General features: G+C 66.8%; 19 protein-coding genes. 3 read left to right on the plus strand and 16 right to left on the minus strand.

Features of this window, described 5'->3' with window-relative positions; all coding sequences use genetic code 11:
• Window positions 1-29: 29 nt before the first annotated feature.
• Window positions 30-1370: a 2-hydroxyacyl-CoA dehydratase subunit D gene (locus ACWDUD_RS21920; RefSeq protein WP_450110660.1), complete on the minus strand. Its 1341-nt coding sequence runs from the start codon at window positions 1368-1370 to the stop codon at window positions 30-32.
• A gap of 29 nt (window positions 1371-1399) precedes the next feature.
• Window positions 1400-2548: a 2-hydroxyacyl-CoA dehydratase subunit D gene (locus ACWDUD_RS21925; RefSeq protein WP_450110661.1), complete on the minus strand. Its 1149-nt coding sequence runs from the start codon at window positions 2546-2548 to the stop codon at window positions 1400-1402.
• A gap of 158 nt (window positions 2549-2706) precedes the next feature.
• On the opposite strand from ACWDUD_RS21925, the gene ACWDUD_RS21930 reads away from it, so the two are divergent.
• Both ACWDUD_RS21930 and ACWDUD_RS21935 read left to right on the plus strand, forming a co-directional pair.
• Window positions 2707-3816, plus strand: a complete 1110-nt coding sequence (locus tag ACWDUD_RS21930) for a CaiB/BaiF CoA transferase family protein (RefSeq protein WP_450110662.1) — start codon at window positions 2707-2709, stop codon at window positions 3814-3816.
• Between the two features lie 82 nt (window positions 3817-3898).
• A complete protein-coding gene (locus ACWDUD_RS21935; RefSeq protein WP_248674058.1) occupies window positions 3899-4744 on the plus strand; it encodes a PaaX family transcriptional regulator in 846 nt (281 codons plus the stop codon).
• A gap of 32 nt (window positions 4745-4776) precedes the next feature.
• Here the strand turns inward: ACWDUD_RS21935 and ACWDUD_RS21940 are convergent, their stop codons facing one another.
• The 14 genes from ACWDUD_RS21940 to ACWDUD_RS22005 form a co-directional block, all read right to left on the minus strand.
• On the minus strand, window positions 4777-5811 hold the full coding sequence (locus ACWDUD_RS21940; RefSeq protein WP_450110663.1) for a phosphotransferase family protein: 1035 nt from the start codon (window positions 5809-5811) through the stop codon (window positions 4777-4779).
• Between the two features lie 82 nt (window positions 5812-5893).
• Entirely contained in the window at window positions 5894-6736 is an 843-nt protein-coding gene (locus ACWDUD_RS21945) for an enoyl-CoA hydratase/isomerase family protein (RefSeq protein WP_450110664.1), read from the minus strand.
• A gap of 14 nt (window positions 6737-6750) precedes the next feature.
• Window positions 6751-7560: an enoyl-CoA hydratase/isomerase family protein gene (locus ACWDUD_RS21950; protein ID WP_197250716.1), complete on the minus strand. Its 810-nt coding sequence runs from the start codon at window positions 7558-7560 to the stop codon at window positions 6751-6753.
• Window positions 7557-8810, minus strand: coding sequence for a CaiB/BaiF CoA transferase family protein (locus ACWDUD_RS21955; protein WP_450110665.1), 1254 nt, complete (start codon window positions 8808-8810; stop codon window positions 7557-7559). The genes ACWDUD_RS21950 and ACWDUD_RS21955 overlap by 4 nt, the downstream gene beginning before the upstream one ends.
• Window positions 8811-8896: 86 nt before the next feature.
• Window positions 8897-9850, minus strand: a complete 954-nt coding sequence (locus ACWDUD_RS21960; RefSeq protein ID WP_450110666.1) for an EamA family transporter — start codon at window positions 9848-9850, stop codon at window positions 8897-8899.
• 5 nt (window positions 9851-9855) lie between these two features.
• On the minus strand, window positions 9856-10641 hold the full coding sequence (locus tag ACWDUD_RS21965) for an enoyl-CoA hydratase/isomerase family protein (RefSeq protein ID WP_248674053.1): 786 nt from the start codon (window positions 10639-10641) through the stop codon (window positions 9856-9858).
• A gap of 64 nt (window positions 10642-10705) precedes the next feature.
• Window positions 10706-11563, minus strand: coding sequence for a 1,4-dihydroxy-2-naphthoyl-CoA synthase (gene menB / locus ACWDUD_RS21970; RefSeq protein WP_248674052.1), 858 nt, complete (start codon window positions 11561-11563; stop codon window positions 10706-10708).
• Window positions 11564-11675: 112 nt separating this feature from the next.
• Window positions 11676-12434, minus strand: a complete 759-nt coding sequence (locus tag ACWDUD_RS21975) for an SDR family NAD(P)-dependent oxidoreductase (protein WP_197250712.1) — start codon at window positions 12432-12434, stop codon at window positions 11676-11678.
• Between the two features lie 52 nt (window positions 12435-12486).
• Window positions 12487-13410, minus strand: coding sequence for a hydroxymethylglutaryl-CoA lyase (locus tag ACWDUD_RS21980; protein ID WP_248674051.1), 924 nt, complete (start codon window positions 13408-13410; stop codon window positions 12487-12489).
• 5 nt (window positions 13411-13415) lie between these two features.
• Window positions 13416-14678: an acetyl-CoA hydrolase/transferase family protein gene (locus tag ACWDUD_RS21985; RefSeq protein WP_197250710.1), complete on the minus strand. Its 1263-nt coding sequence runs from the start codon at window positions 14676-14678 to the stop codon at window positions 13416-13418.
• A complete protein-coding gene (locus ACWDUD_RS21990) occupies window positions 14678-15871 on the minus strand; it encodes a thiolase family protein (protein ID WP_248674049.1) in 1194 nt (397 codons plus the stop codon). The genes ACWDUD_RS21985 and ACWDUD_RS21990 overlap by 1 nt, the downstream gene beginning before the upstream one ends.
• Window positions 15871-16620: an SDR family NAD(P)-dependent oxidoreductase gene (locus ACWDUD_RS21995; RefSeq protein ID WP_248674048.1), complete on the minus strand. Its 750-nt coding sequence runs from the start codon at window positions 16618-16620 to the stop codon at window positions 15871-15873. Before ACWDUD_RS21995 ends, ACWDUD_RS21990 begins: the two co-directional genes overlap by 1 nt.
• Complete coding sequence (locus ACWDUD_RS22000) at window positions 16620-17786, minus strand: acyl-CoA dehydrogenase family protein (protein WP_248674047.1); 1167 nt, start codon at window positions 17784-17786, stop codon at window positions 16620-16622. The genes ACWDUD_RS21995 and ACWDUD_RS22000 overlap by 1 nt, the downstream gene beginning before the upstream one ends.
• Window positions 17787-17858: 72 nt before the next feature.
• The gene (locus tag ACWDUD_RS22005; protein ID WP_450110667.1) at window positions 17859-18935 is read right to left on the minus strand and encodes an acyl-CoA dehydrogenase family protein; all 1077 of its coding nucleotides are present in this window, start codon (window positions 18933-18935) and stop codon (window positions 17859-17861) included.
• Window positions 18936-19101: 166 nt separating this feature from the next.
• On the opposite strand from ACWDUD_RS22005, the gene ACWDUD_RS22010 reads away from it, so the two are divergent.
• Complete coding sequence (locus ACWDUD_RS22010; RefSeq protein ID WP_197250754.1) at window positions 19102-19821, plus strand: FadR/GntR family transcriptional regulator; 720 nt, start codon at window positions 19102-19104, stop codon at window positions 19819-19821.
• The last annotated feature ends 8 nt before the right edge of the window (window positions 19822-19829 follow it).

The following is a 19829-nucleotide window of genomic DNA, read 5'->3' on the forward strand; positions in this document are numbered from 1 at the left end:
CACTCGTCTCTTCCCGGTACGGCGTCGCGCTAGACCGCGGATCTCATCCGCTGCGCATCGATCGCTTCGAGCATCGCTTCGAGGCGACTGTCGAACAACTCGTCGTTGTAGAACGAGGCGTCGGCAACGTCGCCCTCGAAGAAGAACGACTTGACTCCGCGCTCGGTCTCGGCAGCCCGGGCGAGCATGGATTGGGGGTTGGTCATCGCCCGGCAGGTTCGGGTGGAGTGGAAGGCGATGCCGTCGATCGCGTATTCGTCGAGACGACGCAGCAACAGTTCCCGCAGGTTCTTCAGCCCGTGGTTCAGCGGGCAGAGCAGGTAGTGCTGTGCCATACCGAGCAGCGGGTTGTCGACATCGATGAGCTGCGGTTCCTGCCAGAAGGATTCGTGGGTGTATCGGCCGGCCACCACGGCTACGTCGTACTCGGCGAACTTCCTGGTCAGGAATCCGAGCTTGTTCCAGTTCATGATCCCGTCGAAGTAGACCCGGTAACGCTCGTTCTCCACGGCGCTGACACCATCGGTGATCCGCTGTTCGATCTCGGCCTTCACCCCGGCGAAGTAGTCCACGAGATCCTGATTGCCGGGCAGGAAGTTGATCGGCGCGATGCTCGCCACCCAGTCCCAGTAGGTCGCCGGGGTGGGTGCCTTTCGGCACAGTTCCATGCCTTCGAGGCGCAACTCCGAAGCTCGCTTGATGTACGACATGCTTTCGCTGAGCGCATCCCAGTCGAACGGCCGGCCGGTCTGGTACTCCAGGAAGTCGATCAGTTCCCGGAGCTGGCCCTCGACGTACTTGCCGACCTCGATCCACTCCTCGCCCCGCATGTATCCCGCGTCGGGCTTGTTGCCCCACAACATCGGAATCGAGACGTTGAACAGGGGCAGTGCGCGATCGAACACTCGATACGTCATGGCGTCCCACTGTTGTCCGGTGCTGCAGCCGGCATACCCGTTGACGAAGAAGTCCGGGGCCGGCAACTTGCCGGCGAGCTCCTGCTGGTCGGTCAGGCCCACGACGCCGGTCTCGCTCCGATTGTTGTTCTGGTGCGTCAGGACGGCGCACCCGAGGTGGGTGCGGGCGTACGAGCACAGCTCGTTGATGTAGCCGTACTCGGCCCCGGCGGCCTGGGCCGGACCCTCGAGGTGCTGGGCGGCCAGTCGTGCGGCAAACGCCTCACCATGGCACCATTCGAGGCCGGCCGCCTGGAAGAGCGGGTTCAACGCGGCGCCGTTGTACCAGACGACGTGCTTTCCGCGCTCCTTCGCGGTGAAAATGTTCTCCCAGTAGTCCGCGACCAGCTTGCCGCCGGCGCGGGTACTGGACAGGCGATTCGCCTTGTCCTTGCGCGGTTGTGCAACAGTCATCGTGATCTCCCTCAGTGGTCGAGCGGGTTTCAGGACAGCGCCGGCACGTGCTGCCGACGGATTCGCTCGACAAAGGTCTCGACCCTGGTCCGGAGCGTTTCCACAGGATTGCCCTCATGCTCGGTCTCGATGAGGAGCACGGGGATTCTGTTGGTCTCCAGTGCTTTCCGCAGTTCCGGGTAGTAGAGCATGTGCGGTTCGCAGAACTTCGCCATCATCACGATCACGCCGTTCGCCTTGCTGCGGGCGAGTTCGTCGATCAGATATCGGTCCCAGTCGACCTGAGTGGTCACTCGGGTTGGGCACGGGGCGTTGAGGTTTCGCTGCAGATACCAGTTCGACAGCGCCTCGAACGGATCACCGTTCTCGGGCACATCGGTGGAGATGTAGCGATATCCGGTGTACAGGTCGTCGTCGACCACGATCACCCCGGTCTCCTCGATCACGTCCAGGAGTTCGGGCCGCGGGGCGTGGCAGAAGTGGCCGGACAGGTAGAGCCTGACCGCGTCGGGCTGCCCGTCGTCGGCCGGGTCGATCCCGTCGAGAAGGCGTTCGAGGACGGCGGTGTGTTCGGCGATGTCCATCACCATGCTCGACTTCACCAGCACCTGCATTTCGCTCGCGGTGATGCGGAGCCGACCGGAGCGACGCAGTTCGTAGAACTCGCGCAGCAGCCGCCGATTGGCGTTGAACGCCCGGATGCTGGCGCTCAAGGCGTCGGCCGTGATCGAAACTCCAAGGGCAGCTTCGATCTCGGCCGCTAGTTCGCCGATTCGCCCCGCCACCCGAGGTCTGGTCCATGCATCGTCCATGGCGCTGGTGAGCTGGGCGAAGTGCACCGGTTTCTCGGGTCGCGCCCATCGGATCACGTCGACCGCGCCGAGCAGCTGCACGCAGTGGTCCGCCGCCACGATGGCGTCGAAGACGTCGAGCCGACCGAGCGCCGCCTGATCGGCGACACTGCGGGTGTATCCGCAGTAGAACTCGGCGAGCAGGTTGCGTCCCTCGGTGATCGGGGTGCGGCTTTCCTGGATGAGCACCGGAAGGGCGCCGGCGGCGTGCACGAGTTCGGATGGAAAGTTCATCGGGAAGGAGCCGATCACGCCGCCTTCGTGGGTCGCCTTCCATGTCTGCGCGTAGTCGACGGGATCGTCGGCCGCGGCACGCAGAGTCGCCATCGGTTCTGGACTGAGTCTGTTCACGTTTCGCCCTCGGATTCGTCGATGGATGCCGGAAGCGACAAGTCGGTGTACTGCTGCGGCATCGAGCTAGATAATACTTAATTTGATAGTTAGTATCCAGAGTTGTCAAACATTGGGTCGTTCGGAGGTAGAAGATGACGCGTGTACTCGACGGACTGCGGGTGGTCGAACTGGCCGGGATCGGCCCGTCGCCCCATACCGCAATGTTGCTGGCCGATCTCGGGGCAGACGTCGTTCGGATCGAACGCCCCGGCGGGGTCAACCAACTCGTACCCGTGGAACAGGACGCCGGCTTGCGCAACCGCCGATCGGTGCACGCCGATCTGAAAGATCCCGACGATCTGCAGCGCGTGCTCAGGCTCGTCGACAACGCCGATATACTCATCGAGGGCTATCGCCCCGGCGCGGCGGAGCGCCTCGGCATCGGCCCCGAAGCGTGCCGAGCACGCAATCCCCGACTCGTCTACGCCCGGATCACCGGATGGGGACAGAACGGCCCCCTGGCCGCCTACGCCGGGCACGACATCAACTACCTCGCCCTCACCGGGGCGTTGAACGCGATCGGACGCAAAGGCGAACGCCCACTGGCACCACTCAACCTGGTCGCAGACCTGGGAGGCGGATCGATGCTCGCGATCACCGGCATCCTCGGCGCCCTCTATGCCCGGGAGCGGTCCGGGCAGGGTGACGTCGTCGATGTCGCGATGGTCGACGGCGTCAGCACACTGATGACGATGTACTGGACGCTGACCGAGAACGGACTGTGGTCCGCCGACCGAGGCACCAACGTCGTCGACAGCGGCGCCCCGTTCTACGACACCTACGAATGCGCCGACGGGCGGTACGTCGCAGTCGGCGCGGTCGAACCGGCCTTCTACGCACAACTACTCACGGGCCTCGGACTCGATCAGGCCGACCTTCCGGACCAATACGATCGCAGCGCCTGGCCCATGCTGCGCGCCCGGTTCGCCGAGATCTTCCGGGCACACGATCGCGACCGATGGGTGGACCATTTCGCCCCCCTCGACGCATGCCTCACGCCGGTGCTCGCCCTGGAGGAGGTCGCCACGCACCCGCACATCGCCGCGCGCGGAACAATCGTCGAATCGTTCGGACAACGTCAGCCCGCGGCATCGCCGCGCTTCTCGAACGCGGCGCCGGCAACGTACGCGGCACCCCGCGCACCCGGCGCCGACACCGCCGCGGTACTACGCGACTGGGGCGTCGTCGAGGGCGCGCACTGATGCGCGGCAGCCCGCTGGCCCTGCACCGTCGGCAGTGCGGGGCGTGTGGCGTGGCTCCGACCGCCTGCGCGACGATGTACCTATGACTGATCCCGACATCGGGTCCGTATCCGACAAGGACTCACCCCCCGCCCGCAGCGCCCGATCCGTGCTTGTGACGGTGCTCGGCGAGTTGGTCGAACCGTGCGGTCGGCCGGTCCGTACCGCGGCGCTGCTCTACGTCCTGAGGGGTCTCGGATTCGGTGAGCCCGCGGCACGGCAGGCGCTGGCCCGCACAGGCTCGTCCGGGTTGATTGCCGCGCAGCGGGTCGGTCGGGAAACCTTGTGGCACCTGACCGAGAAAGCGCACCGCCTGTTCGCCGAAGGCGACATGCGCGTGTTCCCCCCCGAAGTCGACGTCACCCAATGGGACGGACGCTGGCTGGTCATCAACGTCCCGGTTCCCGAATCACACCGCTCGAGCCGGAAGAAACTGTATGCGGCATTGCGGTGGGCCGGCTTCGGAAACCCGACCCCCGGCGTCTGGGTGACCCCCCACATCGATCGTGCCGCCGAGGCCGCCAGGACGATCGAGTCTCTCGGATTGACCGACAACACGGTCACGTTCGTCGGCCCCATCGGCCAGCCGGGTATCACCGAAGCCGAACTCGTCCGGCGGTCCTGGGATCTCGGCGAGGCCGAGAAGGTCTACGACGAGTTGCTCACCCGCTTCGACGTGCGCGAATTCAGCTCCGCCGACGAGTTGCTGATCACCCACCTGCAGCTGGCCGATTCCCTCCGCCGGATGCCCTACCTCGATCCCCGGCTGCCCGAGGTGCTGCTGCCGGACTGGGCCGGATTGCAAGCGGCGAAGCGACTACGCGATCTGCGTACCGAGTGGACCCCGGCAGCACACGCTCGTTGGCGCGAAATCGCGGGCATCGAGTAGCGACCACCGGGCCGGTGCCCGTCCCGACCCGATCAGACGCCGGCCGCGGTCAGGCCCGCCGCCCGGTGAGCGGCGTCGAGGAAGGCCCGCACCAGGGCGCCGTCGCGGTAGTACTGATCCCCCACGCCGGCGACGGCCCGGCGCCGCCCGTACTCGTACAGCACCGCCAGCTTCCACAGAGCCAAGGCGGTATACCAGTCGAGGTTCGACAGATCGGCGCCGGTGGCAGCCGCATACCGCTGGGCGAGTTCGTCGCGGGTCGGGTAGCCCTCTTCGAGGACGGCGACACCGAGGTCCTCGGTCGGCGTGCGGTCCTGTCCTTCGACGGGATACGACGCGAGGAAGTACCCGAGATCGAACAGCGGGTCACCGATCGTCGCGAGCTCCCAATCCAGCACCGCCGCAATACGTCCCGGCGGCGCGGCAGCGAGGATTACGTTGCCGATGCGGTAGTCGTTGTGAATGATCGCCGCACCGGACTCGGCCGGAACGTGGGCGGCGAGCCACGCGTCGATCTCCGCGAACTCCGGCGGCGGCGTCCCGTCCTCGGCCGCCACCAGTCGGCCCATGCGACGCAGGTGACGCTCGTTGAATCCGTCGGGCCGGCCGAGGTCACCGAGACCGGCAGCCTGCCAGTCGACCGCGTGCAGAGCGGCGAGGGTGTCGATCAGCGCCTCACCGATCCGGCGACGATCGGCCGGTGCGCTCAGTGCTGCCGGGGTCTCTGTGGTGACCACCGGACCGGCCACGTAGTCCATCACGTAGAACGGGACGTCGAGCACGTCGCCGGTCTGACCGACAGCCAGCACGGCCGCCACCGGTACGCCGCTGCCGGCGAGTGCACCGACGAGCCGAGCCTCCCGCAGCATGTCGTGGGCCCCCGGCGGGACGGGGGGCGGCGGCGGCCGGCGAACGATTACCCGGCGTACCCCATCGGACACCAAGTACGTCAGATTGGAATGCCCGTCACCGATACGGTCCGCTGTCAGCGGCCCGTCGGTGATACCGCGCTCACGCAGGAATCGTTCCAACGCGCCGAGGGTTTCGGGAGTCCATTCCCAGGTCATATGCTCGCCTCCATCAGATCGTGCCACCCGGCGCATGCCGACCGGTCCCGGGCACTGAATGCAGTCGGTCGTTCGCCGACGTCTATGCCCCGGTGAAGCGCGGAGCTCGCTTCTCCTTGAATGCGGCCAACGCTTCGGGCATGTCCTCACCACGGGTGAGCAGCGCCTGCCCCCGGTTCTCCAACTCGAGCGCCGCCGCGTACGAGGTCACTTCCTGGTTCCGCTGCAGCGCGCGCTTCGATATCCGAATCCCGCCGGGGGAATTCGTCGCGATCGTCTCGGCCAATGCAATGGCCTCGTCGAAGAGGTTCTCGCTCGGCACCACCCGGTTGGCAAGCCCGATCCGGACCGCCTCCTCCGCGCCGACGAAGCGTGCCGTGTACGCGATCTCCGCTGCCCGGCCCGGCCCGACGAGACGGGTCAGTTGCCAGGAGGTGCCGAGTTCCCCAACGGACAACCCGACCTTCACGAAGGCCGCGTTGAACTTCGCAGTCGGGGCGACCAGCCGGATGTCGGCAGCCAGGGCGAGCGACATACCGCCGCCGGAGGCAGCACCGTGGATCGCGGCGATCACCGGGAACGGCAGATGCCGCAGCGCGGCCAGGCCCCCGGTCGCGGTCTCCTGGAACTTCAGGAATTCCCGCACCCCCATTTCGGTGATCACACCGATCTCGTCCAGGTCGAACCCGGCGCAGAAAGCCCGATCCCCCGCACCGCGCAGGATCAGCGCCCGCGCGTCGGTGTCGCGCAATGCGTATGCAGCGGTGTTGAACTCTTCGAACATCTTCACGACCATCGAGTTCATCCGGTCGGGCCGGTTGATCGTGAGAACGGCGATCTTGCCCTCGAGGACCTCGAGGGTGAGAGTCTCGAGCCGGGGCGGCTCGTAGTTGCTCAGCACTGACGTATTCTCCCGCGTCTCCATCTGCGTCACCTCGATCACCGACCCGTGAACTTCGGGCTGCGCTTGTCCTTGAACGCGGCCAGCGCTTCGGGCATGTCCTCACCACGGGTGAGCAGCGCCTGACCCCGGTTCTCCAGTTCGAGCGCCGCGGCGTAGGACGACACCTCCATGTTCGCGTGCAGTGCGCGCTTCGACAGCTGCACGCCGGCAGGCGAATTCGCGCAGATCAAGCGTGCCATCGACAGCGCCTCGTCGAGCAGCGACTCGGCGGGCACCACCGCATTCAGCAGCCCGAGCGACTCCGCCTCCACAGCTTCGATGAAGCGGCCCGTGTACGCGAACTCCGCGGCCCGCGCCGGACCGATCAACCGAGTCAGGTGCCAGGAAGCGCCCAGGTCCCCGGCCGAAAGACCGATTCGCACGAACGCCGCGTTGAATCGCGCGGCCGGCGAACCGATCCGGATGTCGGCAGCCAGGGACAGCGACAGTCCTCCCCCGGCCGCCGCGCCGTTGACCGCCGCGATCACCGGCACACGGATGCCGCGAATCGCCGAGAGCGCTCGCGCCGCCATTTCCTGCTGATCGAGCATCCCCATCGGCGTCAACGACGACAGCCCTTCGGCGTCGTCGAGATCGAACCCGCCACAGAACGCCTTACCGGCCCCGGTAAGAATGACCACACGCAGGCCGTCTTCGCGATCGAGTTGCAGCGCAACCTTTTCGAGTTCGACGAACATCGTGTTCGTCATCGAGTTCATTCGTTCGGGACGGTTCAACGTCACAACGGCGATCCCGGGTTCGGGTCGTTCGAGCGTGAACGTTTCCCATGTCGTCGGTTCGGTCACGTGTTCGCTCCTTCTTCGGTCCGGCGGTCCAGGTGGTCGCCGTGAGTAGGTGTGATCGGGCTGTCCTCGGCGGGGGCTTGTCGTACCGCACCGGAACGCAGCCAACGGTCGGTGCGGCCGGGGTCGATTCCCCAGTCGCTCAGGATCTCGAGGGTGTGCTCCCCCGGCGTCGGCGGACGGCGGTCCACCGCCGCCGCCGAGCGGCTGAACCGGGGCGCAGGGGCCGGCTGCACGAGTCCGTCGACCTCGACGAAGGTTCCGCGTGCGACGTGGTGGGGATGCGACGGCGCCTCGTCGATGTCGAGCACAGGCGCAATGCACGGTGTGTGTCCTTCGGCCGCCTCCAGCCACTCCGCGAGAGCACGGCCCCGCACGGCGTCGGCGAACACCTTCTTCATCTGCGGCCATTGCGCGCGGTCGTTCTGATCCGGCAGGTCACCGGGCAGACCCAGCAGGGCTACGAGGTCGGCATAGAAGTGCGGTTCGAGCGCGCCGACCGAGAGCCATTTGCCGTCGGCGGTCTCGTAGGCGTCGTAGAACGGTGCGCCGCTGTCGACGAGGTTCGTCCCGCGTTCACCGTTCCACGACCCGCTCTGCGAAAAGCCGAAGAACGGCGTCGCGAGCAGGGCGGCGCCCTCCACCATCGAGGCATCGATCACCTGTCCACTGCCCGAGCGTTGCCTCTCGAAGAGAGCGGACAACACGCCCAAGGCGAGAAGCATTCCGCCGCCGCCGAAGTCGCCGATCAGGCTGAGCGGCGGAGTCGGTGGCTGGCCGTGGCGTCCGATCAGCGACAGGGCGCCGCTGAGTGCCACGTAATTGATGTCGTGACCCACGTGCTGCGCCAGTGGGCCGTCCTGTCCGAAGCCCGTCATGCGACCGTAGATCAGCCGCGGATTGCGCTCGGCGCACTCGTCCGGTCCGATCCCGAGCCGCTCGGTGACGCCGGGGCGGAAACCTTCGATCAGCACGTCGGCATCCGTCACGAGCGACAGCACCGCCTCCACCCCATCCGGGTGCTTGAGATCGACGGCAAGCGACCGGCGTCCCCGGTGCAGCAGTTCCGTGCGGAAATCCGCGTTCGGCCCGACCAGCCCCGCTCCGGTCGCACGGTCGACCCGCACCACATCGGCACCGAGATCGGCCAGCAGCATGGCGCAGAACGGACCCGGGCCGATCGAGCCGATCTCGACCACCTTCAAACCCGCCAACGGGCCTGTGAACGAGCGTTTCGTGCCGTCCTGCGCCACTGCTGCACCTTCCCCACTTTGGTCCGATGATAATACCTTCGATTGGTCCACGCGAGACTGTCCGAACCGCTCGGACACGCTCCCGATCAGTCACGGACCATCGTCGTCGCCTCCCCCGACCGGTCGGCAGCGCGCAGACCCCGAGGACGAGCCTGCGCACTCACCACCAGCACGACGGACAACAGGACCACCACGCCTCCGACGACCAGCGCAGGAGTGACCGGCTCGGACAGCACGACCGCCCCGAGAGCGACAGCCACCACCGGATTCACATAGGTGTGGGTGGCCACCAGCGGAAGCGGTGCATGAACCAGCAGCCACGCATACGCGGTGAATCCGACGATCGACCCGAAGACCACGAGATAGCCGAACGCTCCCCAGGCCCGCAGACCCACGTCACCCGAGAACCGCTCGCCGGTGACGACCGAAGCCAGCAGCATCGCCACCCCGGCCGCCACGAGCTGGTACATCGCACTGACATACACGTCCCGCGGGAGCGGGATCCTCGGCTGGACCCAGGACCCGAACGACCACGAAAGACTCGACAGCACGATGACCCCCATACCGACCAGCGGGAGGTTCGAACCCGTGCTGCCGGCCGACAGGAGCAATACGGCCAGGCCGACCAGCCCCACCCCGACTCCGGCCAGCTCGAGCGGGCGCGGGCGTTCTCCGGACAGGGCCCGGTAGATGCAGATCCACACGGGCACCATCGCGACGAGAAGCGCGGTCACGCCGGAGGGCACACCGTGCAACTGGCCGACCGACGTCAACCCGTTTCCACACGCGAGCAACAGGACTCCGAGGAACGCGGCCCCGCAGGCCTCACGCCGGGTGACGAGCAGCCGCTTCCACCCGCCACGCACGGCGAGGAACACGGCCATCAGCAGGGCCGCAAGCAGGAAACGCGCACCCATCGAGCCGAGCGGCGGCGCCTCTTCGATCACGAGACGGATCGCGAGATAGACCGATCCCCAGATCAGGTAGACCAGAGACAGGGCGAGCGCGATCGAACCGCGCCCGGCGGGCCCGGACGACACGGCGCTCAGGCGAAGCGCGGGGTGCGCTTCTCGAGGAACGCGGTGATGCCCTCCTTCGCCTCCCCGCTCTCGAAGAGTTCCTGCTCCTGAGCAACCTCGAAGCGGAAACCCTCCTCGAGTGGAGTGTCGAAGGCGGCGTCGACGGTGCGGATGACGGCACGCTGCGCGGGCAACGACATCGTGCAGAGCTCGGCCGCGAGGGCGAGCGCCGCATCCGTCGCGCCGCCGGCCTCGACGAGCCGATCGATCAATCCGATCGCATGGGCCTCGTCCGCGGGAACCTGCCGAGCGGTCAGCATGATGTCGAGTGCCCGGCCACGTCCCACGAGCCGCGGAAGACGTTGGGTGCCACCGGCTCCCGGGATGAGGCCCAGCTTGACCTCGGGAAGCCCGAACTTCGCATCCGCACCCCCGACCCGCAGGGTGCAGGCCATCGCGAGTTCGAGACCGCCCCCGAGCGCGAGACCGTCCACCGCGGCGATCGTGATCCGGTCGGCGGACGCGAGCCGGTCGAGCGCCCCGCGGAGTCGATCACCGTAGGCGGTGAACGATTCCGCGTCCACGGCCGACATGTGCTTGATGTCCGCCCCTGCGGCGAAGAAACCGGGGATATCCGACCGGACGACAATAACTTTCACCGAACCGTCGGCATCGGCGGCGTCCAGTGCCGCGTTCAGGCCATCGATGATCGGCAGGCCGAGGGCGTTCGCGGGCCTGCGCTGGAGCGTGATCGTCATGACGCCGGCGTCGACGTCACTCCATGTCACTGCGGGCGTAGCGGTTTCCGACATGCACACCATCCTGTTCGGTCCAACAATGATGCAACAATACTAATTATTGGACCGAAATGGAAGGTCATGGTCGGCGTGGGAACTTTTCGAACTCCGGCCGGCGCTTCGCCTTGTACGCCTCCCGCCCCTCCTTGGCCTCGTCCGTCGAGTAGAACAGCAGATTCGCATCGTGCGCGAGCTGCTGAATCCCGGCCATCCCGTCCTCCGCCGCATTGAAACTCGCCTTCATCAGGCGCAGCGCGAAGGGGGAAAGCTCGAGCATCTCGCGGCACCACTGGACGGTTTCGCGCTCGAGGTCGGCCAACGGCACCACCGTGTTGACCAACCCCATCTCCAGAGCCTGCCGAGCGTCGTACTGCCGGCACAGGAACCAGATCTCCTTGGCCTTCTTCACCCCGACCAACTCCGCGAGCAGACCCGCACCGTACCCGCCGTCGAACGACCCGACCTTGGGACCGACCTGACCGAAGCGGGCATTGTCCGCGGCAATCGTCAGATCGCACACCAGATGCAGGATGTGCCCGCCACCGATGGCATAGCCGGCGACCATGGCCACCACCGGCTTCGGCAGTCGGCGGATCTGGATCTGCAGGTCGGTGACATGGAACCGACCGACACTGCCCGCCTTGCCGGGCTCGGTGAGGTAGCCGGTGTCGCCGCGCACCCGCTGGTCACCTCCCGAGCAGAACGCATCGGGCCCCTCTCCGGTCAGCACGATGGCACCGATCGAGGAATCCTCACGAGCATCGACCAACGCGTCGGAGATCTCCATCAACGTCTGGGGGCGGAACGCGTTGCGCACCTCGGGACGGCAGATCGTGATCTTGGCGATCCCGTCGCCGCTGTGTTCGTACCGAATATCCTCGTACTCTCCGATCGGCGTCCACTTCACGAAATCCGTTGTATCGCAATTGTTCGTCATGTCTCGATCATAGGCTCTTCCGAGAACGATCGTTAACAGACCGCAACGCACGACAGCGCGGCCGGAGAGGTTTCCGGACCGCGCTGTCGGGGTGGGAATCGACCGATGACGATCAGGCCATCGTCAGGCCACCACTGACGGACAAGGTCTGGCCGGTGACGAATTCCGCCTCGTCGGAGGCGAAGAACGCCACGGCAGCGCCGATGTCGGTGGCCTTGCCGAGCCGCTTCATCGGCACCGCGCGGGTCATGCCGGCGATCACCTTGTCGGCTTCCTGGCCGGAATTGTCGGCGAACTTGCGCAGCGCCGGGGTATCCGTCGGGCCGGGGCACACCGTATTGGCGGTGACGCCCTTCGTGGCGACCTCACGAGCGAGGGTCTTGGTGAACGCGATGATGCCACCCTTGGCACCCGAGTACACCGCTTCGAGCGAGGATCCGACGCGTCCGGCGTCCGAACCGATATTGATGACGCGCCCCCAGCCCCGCTCGACCATGCCCGGCAGGGTCGCCTGGATGACCCGCAGCTGACCCTTGAAGTTGATCTCGAGGATCCGGTCCCAGAACGCCTCGTCCGTCTTCAGGAACGGCATGAAATCGTCCCACCCGGCATTGTTGACGACGATCTCGACCGGACCGAACTGCTCGGCGACCTGCTTGACCGCCGCCTGCACGGACTCGGTGTCCGTCACGTCGACCGGGACGGCGATCGCCTGGCCACCGGCGTCGCGAATGGCGGCCGCGGTCTCCTCGGCGGCCTCGAGGTTGAGGTCGGCGACCGCGACGCGGAAGCCGGCTGCGCCCAGCGCATCGGAGATTCCCTTGCCGATACCCTGTGCACCGCCGGTCACGAATGCCACTCGATTGCTCATGTTCTTCTCCGTCTTTGTTGTGTACGTGATGGTTTCGGATATGACCGAAGCTTCAGTTCGTGGTCGCGGCCCATTCGATGGGGCCGGCGACGATCGAATGGCTCGTGAGCTTGCGGCCCAGAACGAGTTGGGCTTCGCGAGCTGCCTCGATGATGCGTCGCAGATCGAGCCCTGTCTCGACATCCATCTCGTGGAACATACTCACCAGGTCCTCGGTGGCGATGTTGCCGGTCGAACCCACCGGAACGGGGCAACCGCCCAGTTCCCCGAAGCTCGACTCGAAACTCGCGCATCCCGCCTCGAGCGCGGCGAATGCGTTCGCGAGACCCTGGCCGCGGGTGTTGTGGAAGTGCGCGGTGACCTCGACCCCGGGCAGGCGTTCGCTGGCCGCGGCGAAGAACTCCGAAGCATAGGCCGGATTGCACATGCCGGTGGTGTCGCCGAAACCGACCTCCGTGGCACCGGCTTCGGCGAATCGCTCCGCCAGGTCCAGCACCCGCTTCAGCTCCACCTTGCCCTCGAAGGGGCATCCGAACGACGTCGCAATGACCGCGGCGCAGTGCAGCCCCTCGGCGACGATCCGGCGAGCCATGATGTCGTTGTCCGCCATGGTTTCGTCGACGGTACGGTTGACGTTCTTCTTGTTGTGGGTTTCGGACGCGCTGACGAAGATCGCGACCTCGTGGAAGGTGTCGCGCACCTTCAGCGCGTTGTCCAGTCCCTTAGTGTTCGGCACGAGGACCATCAGCTTCACATCGTCGGGCACGTCGATGCGGCGGAGCACCTCCACCCCGTCCGACAGCTGCGGGATGACGTCGGGCCGCACGAAACTGGCGACCTCGATCCGCTTCAGGCCGGCGCGACCGAGGGCGTTGATCAGCCGCACCTTGTCGTCGGTCGGGATGGTCTCCGGCTCGTTCTGGAAGCCGTCGCGCGGACCGACTTCTCGGATCTGTACCCGTTGGGGACGCGTCATGGCGTTCACTCCTCGTTTCCGCTCGCTCCACTGCGAAGCAAGTCGTGCTCGGTCAATGCGATGTCCAGTTGCTCGCGATGCTCCGGGGCTGCGACCGCGATCATTCGCCGGGCCCGTTCCGCAAGGGAACATCCCCGCAGTTCGGCCACGCCGTGCTCGGTGACGACGTAGTCCACGTCGGCACGCGCCGTGGTGACGGACCCGAACTCGAGGGCCGGCTTGATCGACGAACGGCCGCGCGCGGTGGACCGAAGTGCGATGACCGAGCGCCCCCCGGTCAGAGACGCAGCCCGGGAGAAGTCCACCTGTCCGCCGACCGCGCCGACGTAAGCGGCTCCGGCCCGCTCCGCTCCCACCTGCCCGGTGAGGTCGACCTCGATCGCGGAGTTTATCGACACGAGCGAGGTCAACTGCGAGAGCACCTGCGGCGCATGGGTATAGCTGACGGGACGGAAATCCACCGGCAGGTATGGCAGGCGTTCGTACAAGGTGGCCGTGCCGAGCGCCGCCCCGGTGATATGGCGGCCGATGTCGATCTGTTTGCGCGCCCCGGTGAGCACGCCCTTGTCGATCAACCGCAGCACCGCATCGGAGATCATGCCGGAGTGCAGGCCGAGGTCCCGATGTCCTTCCAGGGCCGCCAGCACCGCCGAAGGCAATGTGCCCACACCGATCTGGATGGTGTCGCCGTCCTCGACGAGGCCTGCGACGTGCCGGGCGATCGCCGTCTCGACGGCCTCGGGCTCACGGTCGGGCGCTTCGAGCAGCGGCCGGTCGGTTTCGACGACCGCCGCGAACCGCGACAGGGGGATCGCGGGTGCACCCTGGGTCCTGGGCATGCGCTGATTGATCTCGGCGATCAGGATGGGGGTGTGCTCGAGTGCGTCGGCGATGTAGTCGACGCCGACGCCGAGCGAGCAGTTGCCGTCGGCGTCGGGAGGGGCGACCTGCACGAACCCGACGTCGCATGGCAGGCGGTGCTCGGCGAACAGTCGGGGCAGTGCCCCGAAGTGACAGGGCACGACCTCGAGCCGGTCCCGTCGGCTGAGCCGGCGGAGTTCCCCGAGCCCGCCGTAGGAGACGACGGACAACTCGTCCGGGGTCCGATCGGCGAGTCGGCGGTCCCAGGTCAGGCCCACGAACGCCCGGACCGCGCCGATCGACGGGAGCTGGTCGAGCAGAGCGTGGACGAGCGGGGTGGGTTCCGCACTCGTTTGGCTCCACCAGATTCCGTCGCCGGCCCGGACATGGGGCGTGAGGTCGATCATCAGTCGATCCGCTGGATCAGTGTGGCGGTCCCGAGTCCGCCACCACAGCACATGGTGACCAGCCCGATTTCGGCGTCGCGGCGTTCGAGTTCGGCGACGACCGTCGCGATGAGCCGGGCGCCGGTGGCACCGACCGGGTGTCCGAGCGCGATCGCACCACCGTTGACGTTGACCCGGTCCATGTCGGGCTTGAGTTCGCGTTCCCAGGCCAGGACAACGGAACTGAACGCTTCGTTGATCTCGAACAGATCGATGTCGTCGATCGTCATCCCGTTGCGGTCGAGCAACTTCCGGGTCGCCGGTATCGGGCCGGTGAGCATGATGATCGGGTCGACTCCGACCGTGGTCTGGTCGAGGATCCGGGCGCGGGCGCGCAGACCGTGGGTCTCGACCGCGTCCCGGGAGGCGAGCAGGACACCGGCTGCGCCGTCCGAGATCGGCGAGGAACTGCCGGCGGTGATCCGGCCGTTCTCCCGAAACGCGGTCTTCAGGCCGGCCAGGGTGTCCAGGCTCGTGCCGGGCCGGACGGTCTGGTCGGTCCTGCGGACTTCGCCGTCGAGTTCGAGGGGGATCATCTCTTCGTCGAACCGCCCGGCCTCGATGGCCTCGGTAGCCAGGCGGTGGGATCGGACGGCGAATTCGTCCATCTCCTGCCGGGTGATGCTCCACCGGTCGGCAATGAGCTCGGCGCTCTCGCCCTGGTGCACGAAGTCGTACTTCTCGCGCAGCTCGGCCGGCCACGGGTCGCCGTAGAGTTCGGAGATTTTGGCTGGGGAGTTGATCGGCACGTGGCCCATGTGCTCGACACCGCCAGCGATGACCAGGTCGTGCGTGCCGGAGCCGACGAGGGCGGCACCCATCTCGACCGCGGTCTGTGCGGAGCCGCAGCGGCGGTCGAGGACGACGGCCGGTACCTCGGGTGGGTACCCGGCCTGCAGCCATGCGTTGCGCCCGATGTTGCGGGACTGTTCACCGAAGGGTGCGGTGCAACCGACGACGAGGTCCTCCACCGCTGCCGGCGCCAGGCCGCTGCGGCGGATCAGATCCGTGTAGACCGCGCCGAGCATCTCGTTCGGATGTGTATCCCGGAACCACCCGCGTTCGGGGTGGGATCGGCCCATCGGGGTGCGAGCCGCTTCGGCGATGATCACCTCGCGCGCGGAGCGCCGGAAGGGGTTGGTCGTTTCGGTCATCAGATCACCGTTCCACCGTCGACGGGCAGCACCTGGCCCGTGATGTACGAGGCGCCGTCGGAGGCGAAGAATACGAAGCTGGCCGAGATCTCGTTCGGCTCGGCCCAGCGCCTCAGAGCGACACGCTCGAGGGTCTTGGCCGCGAGCTTGTCGTTGCTGCGGATGTTCTCGGTCATCGGCGTGGCTGCAAGGGGCGCAATGGCATTGACGGTGACCTGCTTGCGGGCGAGCTCGCGGGCCAGTGACTTGGTCAGACCGATGATGCCCGCCTTGGCTGCCCCGTAGTTGGCCTGGCCGATGGTGCCTTGCAGGCCGGCGGCGGAGGTGACGTTGATGATGCGCCCGGTGCCGTCCTCCGGCAGGTAGGGCAGGACGGCCTTGCTGCACACGTAGCTGCCGACGAGGTGGATGTCGACGATGCGGCGGAAGTCGTCTTCCTCGAGATTCGGGAACATTGCGGGTGCGATGGCCCCGGCGTTGTTGACGAGGATGTGGACGGTGCCGCCACCGAGTGCGGCGGCCTGTTCTGCCGCCGCGGCGGCCTGGGCGGCGTCGCGGACGTCGAGTACGGCGGCCTTGGCGGTACCGCCGGCGGCGGTGATCTCCGCGGCCACGGCGGCGGCTGCGTCCTCGTTGACATCGGTGACGAGGACCGCAGCGCCGGCGGCGGCGTACGCGTGCGCCACGGAGGCACCGATGCCGCTGCCCGCGCCGGTCACGAGGGCGGATCTTCCGGTGAGTTCGAACATCAGTAGCTCCTGGGAAGGCCGAGCACGTGCTCGCCGAGGTAGTTGAGAACCATTTCCTGGCTCAGCGGTGCAATGCGGGTCAGGCGCGCCTCACGGAAGTAGCGCGCGACGTGGTATTCCTCCGAGTAGCCCATGCCGCCGTGGGTCTGCAGTGCGCGGTCGGCGGCCTGGAATCCGGCGTCGGCGCACAGATACTTGGCCATGTTGGCCTCGCGGGCACAGGGGCGGCCGTTGTCGTAGAGCCAGGTCGCCTTGCGCAGGACGAGTTCGGCGGCGTCTAGGTGAGCGAGGGAGTCCGCGAGGGGGAACTGGATGCCCTGGTTCATGCCGATCGGTCGGCCGAATACCTCACGGTCGGTGGCGTATTGGGTGGCGCGGCGCAGGGCCGCGCGGCCGATGCCGAGCGCCTCGGAGGCGACGAGCATCCGTTCCGGGTTGAGTCCGTCGAGGATGTACTTGAAGCCTTTGCCCTCTTCGCCGACCCGATCCTCGACAGGGATCTCGAGTCCGTCGATGAACAGCTCGTTGGAGGTGACGGCGTTGCGGCCCATCTTCTTGATGGGCCGGATCTCGACCTTCGAGCGGTCCAGGTCGGTGAGGAAGAGCGTGAGGCCGTCGGTCTTCTTCTGCACGTCCTCGAACTTGGTGGTGCGGGTGAGCAGGAGGATCTTCTCCGACTCCATTGCCTTCGAGATCCACACCTTGCGGCCGTTGACGATGTACTTGTCGCCATCACGCCGCGCGAACGTGGTGATCTTGGTGGTGTCCAGGCCCGCGCCGGGCTCGGTGACCCCGAAGCACACATGCAGGTCGCCGTTGACGATGCGCGGCAGGGTGCGCTGCTTGAGTTCTTCGGAGCCGTGCACGATCACCGGGTGCATGCCGAAGATCGACAGGTGCATCGAGCTCGCGCCGTTCATCCCGGCGCCCGAGGCGGCGACCTCCTGCAGCAGGATCGAGGCCTCGGTGATGCCCAGCCCGTGTCCGCCGTACTCCTCGGGGGTGGTGATGCCCAGCCAGCCGCCCTTGGCGAAAGCGTCGTAGAACTCGGTGGGGAATTCGTGCGCGGCATCCTTTTCCACCCAATACTGCTCGTCGAACTTGCCGGCGAGTTCTCGTACCGCATCTCGGATCGTTGCCTGATCCTCGGTCAGATCGAAGTCCACAACACAATCCCGTCGTCGTCGCTAACGTTTGGACTTAAGTTACTAAAGGACAGACCATTTAGTCAACGGTGGTCATCCAGCCGCCGGCAGAAGAGGCAACTCCCGGGCAATACGCTCGTTCCACACCTCCGGGCTGCCGAACAGCTTCTCGTCGAGCTTGGCGCGCTTGTAGAACAGCTGCAGGTCGTGCTCCCACGTGTAGCCGATGGCACCGTGCATCACGAGTGCGCTGTCGGCGGCCTGGACGGCACTGCGGGTCACCTGCGCCTTCGCGATCGCCGCATGCGTTGCACACTCCTCGAGACCCAGATCCACGGACGCCGCGGCATAGTAGGCGATGGACCGAGCCGCCTCCACCGATACGAGAATCGTTGCGGCAGCGTGCTTCACTGCCTGGAAGGAACCGATCGGCACACCGAACTGGTGGCGCGTTCGGCTGTAGTCCACGGCCAATTGCAGCATCCGCTCCGTCGCGCCGAGCGCGTCCGCGGAGGCGAGCACGGCCGCGCGCAATCCCGCATCCGCCAGCGCGGCTGGCGCGTCGATGTCGAGGCGTTGCGCGACGACGTTCTCGAGCCGCACGTCCGCCGCACCCCGGGACGGATCGAGGAAGCGCCGCGGTGTGACCGTGAGGCCCGGGTCGCCGACCCGGACGAGGTAGAGGGCCACACCCTCGCCGCCCTCGGCGGGGACGACGAGCCGGGTGGCGCGTTCGGCGCCGAGCACGGCAGGCACGCGTCCGGTCAGCGCCCCTCGCTCGTCGACGCGCACGGCGTCGCGCAGCCCGAGGGGGAGACTGGAATCGACTGCCAGAGCTGCGAATTCGCCACCGGCGAGTACCGCCTCGGCGACATCGGGCGGTAACAGAGGGGCCGCGAGCACCGACGCGGTCCACGCGCTGGCCGGTGCGGCATGCCGTCCCAGCGCCTCGGCGGTCAGCGCGAGTTCGAGCAGACCGCCGCCCTGGCCGCCCACCTCTTCCGGCAGGCCGGCCGAAAACCATCCCTCGTCCACGAACCTGCGCTCGAACTCGGCGGGGTCGCCCGATTCACCCCACTTCCGGACGTTCGCGGGTGCCGCGAACCGCTCGAGCCAGCCGCCGAGGGTTTCGGTGAACATTTCTTGCTCTTCTGACAGCTCCCAACGCATGGAACTGGTCCTCTCGATGAGTCGGGGAATAGCCTGCAAGATGAATGCAGTAAGAATCCGATGGTATATTAGGTCTGACCGTTAGACCAGAGAAGGTGGGGGAGACATGACACCAGGCGCACCGAGCACGCCCCGCAACGGGCGTTCCTCCATCCAACTGACTCCGATGGAGGTCCCCAAAGCCTCGGACGTCCTCGCCAACGAGCTGCGCGAACGCATCCTCAGCGGGGAATACGCCGAAGGCACCCCCCTCCCCCCGGAACGCGAACTCGTCGTCCAGACGAAGATGAGCCGAACCACGGTCCGCGAGGCCCTGCGCATCCTCGAGGTACAGGGCCTGGTACGAATCAAAGCGGGACGCGCCGGCGGCGCCTTCGTCCAGCGACCCGGCGAACAGTCGATGGCCGACACCGTGGCCCTGCTCATCCGAGGACGCCAGATCCGCCTGAGCGCACTGCTCGAAACACGCGAGGCGATCGAACCGTTCTGCGCACAACTGGCCGCCCGCCATCGGACCGACGAAGATCTCGCCCGACTCGACGCCGCCAACGATGCCATCGCGGCCGCCGGCGACAAACTCGACGCATTCCTCCAGGCCAACGTCGACTGGCACATCGCCGTCGCCAGCGCGAGCCACAATGAGCTGATGTCGGGACTGATGATCTCGCTCTCCCGCGCCATCTACGCGGCCACCGAGAACGAAGGCTTCATCGACCAGAAGGTCCGCGATATCACCGTCCGGGCACACCGGTCGGTCACGAAGGCCATCCGCGACAAGGACGCCGACGCAGCACACCGGCGGATGGGCCGACACGTCCACTCCTACGCCGAATCCATCCGGGAGTTCGAAGAGCGCACCGACATTCCACTGGACCAGGAGCCCTGAGCGACGCG

This window comes from Rhodococcus sp. NPDC003382 (assembly GCF_053589135.1).

Coding starts and splice junctions, on each gene's coding strand:
- ACWDUD_RS21945 (WP_450110664.1), bottom strand. CDS start 6,736: ATGGAGACGCGGGAGAATACGTCAGTGCTGAGCAACTACGAGCCGCCC.
- ACWDUD_RS21975 (WP_197250712.1), bottom strand. CDS start 12,434: ATGAGCAATCGAGTGGCATTCGTGACCGGCGGTGCACAGGGTATCGGC.
- ACWDUD_RS21990 (WP_248674049.1), bottom strand. CDS start 15,871: ATGACCGAAACGACCAACCCCTTCCGGCGCTCCGCGCGCGAGGTGATC.
- ACWDUD_RS22010 (WP_197250754.1), top strand. CDS start 19,102: ATGGAGGTCCCCAAAGCCTCGGACGTCCTCGCCAACGAGCTGCGCGAA.
- ACWDUD_RS21935 (WP_248674058.1), top strand. CDS start 3,899: ATGACTGATCCCGACATCGGGTCCGTATCCGACAAGGACTCACCCCCC.
- ACWDUD_RS21965 (WP_248674053.1), bottom strand. CDS start 10,641: ATGTCGGAAACCGCTACGCCCGCAGTGACATGGAGTGACGTCGACGCC.
- ACWDUD_RS21925 (WP_450110661.1), bottom strand. CDS start 2,548: ATGGCGACTCTGCGTGCCGCGGCCGACGATCCCGTCGACTACGCGCAG.
- ACWDUD_RS21940 (WP_450110663.1), bottom strand. CDS start 5,811: ATGACCTGGGAATGGACTCCCGAAACCCTCGGCGCGTTGGAACGATTC.
- menB (WP_248674052.1), bottom strand. CDS start 11,563: ATGACGAACAATTGCGATACAACGGATTTCGTGAAGTGGACGCCGATC.
- ACWDUD_RS21930 (WP_450110662.1), top strand. CDS start 2,707: ATGACGCGTGTACTCGACGGACTGCGGGTGGTCGAACTGGCCGGGATC.
- ACWDUD_RS21985 (WP_197250710.1), bottom strand. CDS start 14,678: ATGATCGACCTCACGCCCCATGTCCGGGCCGGCGACGGAATCTGGTGG.
- ACWDUD_RS21920 (WP_450110660.1), bottom strand. CDS start 1,370: ATGACTGTTGCACAACCGCGCAAGGACAAGGCGAATCGCCTGTCCAGT.
- ACWDUD_RS21980 (WP_248674051.1), bottom strand. CDS start 13,410: ATGACGCGTCCCCAACGGGTACAGATCCGAGAAGTCGGTCCGCGCGAC.
- ACWDUD_RS21995 (WP_248674048.1), bottom strand. CDS start 16,620: ATGTTCGAACTCACCGGAAGATCCGCCCTCGTGACCGGCGCGGGCAGC.
- ACWDUD_RS22005 (WP_450110667.1), bottom strand. CDS start 18,935: ATGCGTTGGGAGCTGTCAGAAGAGCAAGAAATGTTCACCGAAACCCTC.